Origin of the sequence: Polaromonas sp., assembly GCF_018780625.1 — a bacterium.
Taxonomy (GTDB): Bacteria; Pseudomonadota; Gammaproteobacteria; order Burkholderiales; family Burkholderiaceae_C; genus Polaromonas.
In genome coordinates this window covers 1-3,020 of sequence record NZ_JADMJK010000160.1, presented here as the reverse complement: position 1 = coordinate 3,020, position 3,020 = coordinate 1, and the positions used below count along the sequence as shown (strand labels likewise).

Annotated in this window: 1 protein-coding gene; it reads right to left on the bottom strand. The window is 68.4% G+C overall.

The window, feature by feature from the left end; translation table 11 throughout:
* Positions 1–3,020 (bottom strand): exodeoxyribonuclease V subunit beta (locus tag IV091_RS13005; RefSeq protein ID WP_293469383.1); only part of this gene is annotated, 3,020 nt, incomplete at both ends.

Here is a 3,020-nt window from a genome sequence, read left to right as displayed (position 1 = left end):
CCCTGGTACACCAGGTCCACCTCGTCGCCCTGCCAGGCCACCACGTCCGGCTGCCAGGCCCAGGCGCCGTCGCCGGCCCGGATGCGGCGCGCCAGTTCGGCCGCTTCTGCGGCCTGCGCCGGATTCAGGCGAAACTCGCGCGCCGCCGCCGTGACCTGCTCGGCCGACAGGTCGCCGCCCCATTCCAGCAGCCGGTGCATGGCCTTGCCGATGCGGGCGCTGGCGGCGTCTTCGCGTTCAACGGCCAGTGCAGCGGGTGCGGGAAAAGCGGGCAGCGCGGGCAACTCCTGCAGCTGGAAAACATCGGTGGCCGGACGCGCTGCAACCTGGATTGAAGGCACATCCGCCACCGGCGCCATCAGCCCCTGCAGCCGCTGCCACCAGCTGTCGGTGGTGACCCGGTGCGGCTCGATCGACGAGATCACCAGCGTATGGCGCGCGCGCGTCATGGCCACATAGAGCGCGTTGAGTTCCTCCCGCTTGCGCGCGGCCTGCTCGCTGGCCAGGGCGTCTTGCGCGCAGGCGGGCGGGCGGGACTCGCTGACCAGGAACACAAACTTGCGCGGCGCGGCCGCCTCGCCGGGCCAGTCGATCAGCACGCTCATGCTGTCGGCGTTGCGCTCGACGGTGTCGGTGTCCAGCAGCAGCACGGCCTCGGCTTCCAGGCCTTTGGCGCCGTGGATGGTCAGCAGGCGAACCGCCTCGCCGTTAACGGCGACCGGCGCCAGCGTGCCGCCGGCCTTGAGCGCGCGAACAAAACCGTAGGGCGTGGCGTAGCGCCCGCCCTCGAGCGCCAGCGAGACCCCGAGCAGCGCGCGCAAATTGGCCAGCACGTTGCCACGCCGCGCGGCCGGCGCGGCTGCCACAAAGCGGGCCAGCACATCACCGTCGGAATAAATGCGCTGCAGCGCGTCGTGTGGCGGCAGCCCGTCGAGCCAGCCTTTCCAGCGCATCAAAATAGCCGAAAGCCCCTGCAGCTCGGGCGCTAACAGCTCTGTTTTTTGCAGCAACTCGTACCACGGCGCCTTGCATTCGCGTTGCAGCAAGGCCAGCTGCACCAGGCTGGCATCAAGCACGCCAAACAGCGGCGAGCGCAGCGCCCGCGCCAGCGACAGGTCGTGCTGCGGCGACACCAGCACATCAAGCAGCGCCACCATGTCAAGCACCTCGCAGCAGTCGATCAGGTCGGTTTTTTCGCCAATCTGCGCCGCAATGTTCAGCGCCCCTAGTTCGTCCTGCAACGGCAGCAAGCCGGCCCGCTTGCGCGACAGCACCATCACGTCCTGCGGCTTGAGGCCGCTGGCGATCTGCGCGGCAATCCAGGCCGCGGCCTGGCGCGCTTCGCGGGTGCGCAGGGTTTCCTCGGGCAGTTCGCGCGGCGTGGTCAAGCTGTCGCGCCAGCCGGCTCCGGGCACGGCGTCGTCGATGTCCTGGCTGCGCGCGATCGGCGGCAGGCGGGCCGTGCGGCCGGCCCTGGCGGAGTCGGTGGTGTGGTCTCGAAAGCCGTCGTAGCCGTCCATCGCACGCGCCTGGCCCATGACGGCGTTGACGGTGTCGATCACCGCCAGCGCGTTGCGGCGGGTGTGGTCGCAGCTGAGCAGGTCGCCGCCCAGGCCGTTGACCACAAAGGCCTGGGCGGCGCGAAACACCTGCGGCTCGGCGCGCCGGAAGCGGTAAATGCTTTGCTTGGGGTCGCCCACCAGAAACACGCTGGGCGCCGCGCCGGCACCTGAATAGCCCGTGAGCCAGGACGACAGCGCCTGCCACTGCAGCGGGTTGGTGTCCTGGAACTCGTCAATCATCAAATGCTTGATGCGCGCGTCCAGCCGCTCCTGTACCCAGCCCGACAGCACGGTGTCGCTGAGCATGACCAGCGCGGCACGCTCGACGTCGTTCATGTCGACCCAGCCGCGCTCTCGCTTGAGTTGGGTGAACTGGGCAATCACCACGCGGCTCAGGCGCGCCATGCGCTGCTGGTAGCCCCACGCCTCGTGCTGCTGGCGGGCGGCCACCACGCGCAGTACCAGGTCCTGGGCTTGCCGAACGCTGGCAATGCCGACGATTTTGTCGCCGAACTTGCGCGGCGTGCCCTTGTCGGTCAGCAAGGCGGTGAAAACGGCGGGCAGGTGCTGCGCCGTCAGGGCCTGCTCCAGCTCCACGCCTTTGGCTGAAAACGTGGGCGCGCCGGCGCCGCCCAGCGCCTTGGCGGCGTCCAGCAGCAGCTGCCGGTTGTTGGCCTCATCGAGCGCATCTTCGGGCGTGCCCAGCCCCGCAAACTCGGGAAACTGCGCGTCAAACGGCTGCACCGAGGCGTCGACCACGCCCTGCTCGTCGGCCAGCGTGAATTCGGTTCGCTTGTCGAGTGCGGTTTGCAGGGCCTTGTCGGTTTGAACGCGGCCATGGATGCGCACCACCGCTTCAAAGTCGGCCTTCAGCGCGTCGCTGGCCAGCACCGCCGCGTAAAAGCGCCGCCAGACCAGCGCACGGGCCGGCGCGTCGTCTTCCAGCAGTTCGTAATTGACCGGCAGGCCCAGCCGCTGCAGCACCGCCACCGGCGCGCTGCGCAGCAAGGCGGCAAACCAGCTGTGAAAGGTGCGAATCTGCACCGAGCGGCCGCTGAGCAACAGGGTCCGGTATAAATTTGATAGCTTCTTGCACACGTCCTTATTGGGCTGCAGGCCGTTTTGGCTTGAATTTTCTGTCACGCCGCGAATCTGCAGCTCGCGCATCAGCGTGGCATCATCGGCCTGCGCAAAGGCTTTGAGCCACTCGTCCAGACGTTCGCGCATTTCGCCGGCGGCCTTTTTGGTGAAGGTGATGGCCAGGATTTCGTGCGGGCGAACCTGCGTGTCCGGGTGGCCGCCCGCGCCGTCGAGCAAGGCGCGCACGATGCGCGACACCAGCATCCAGGTCTTGCCCGCACCGGCGCAGGCTTCCACCGCCACGCTTCGGCGCGGGTCGCAAGCGATCGCGTAAAAGGCGTCGGCCGAAAGCGGCGCGCCGTTGCATTCGTAGGCGGC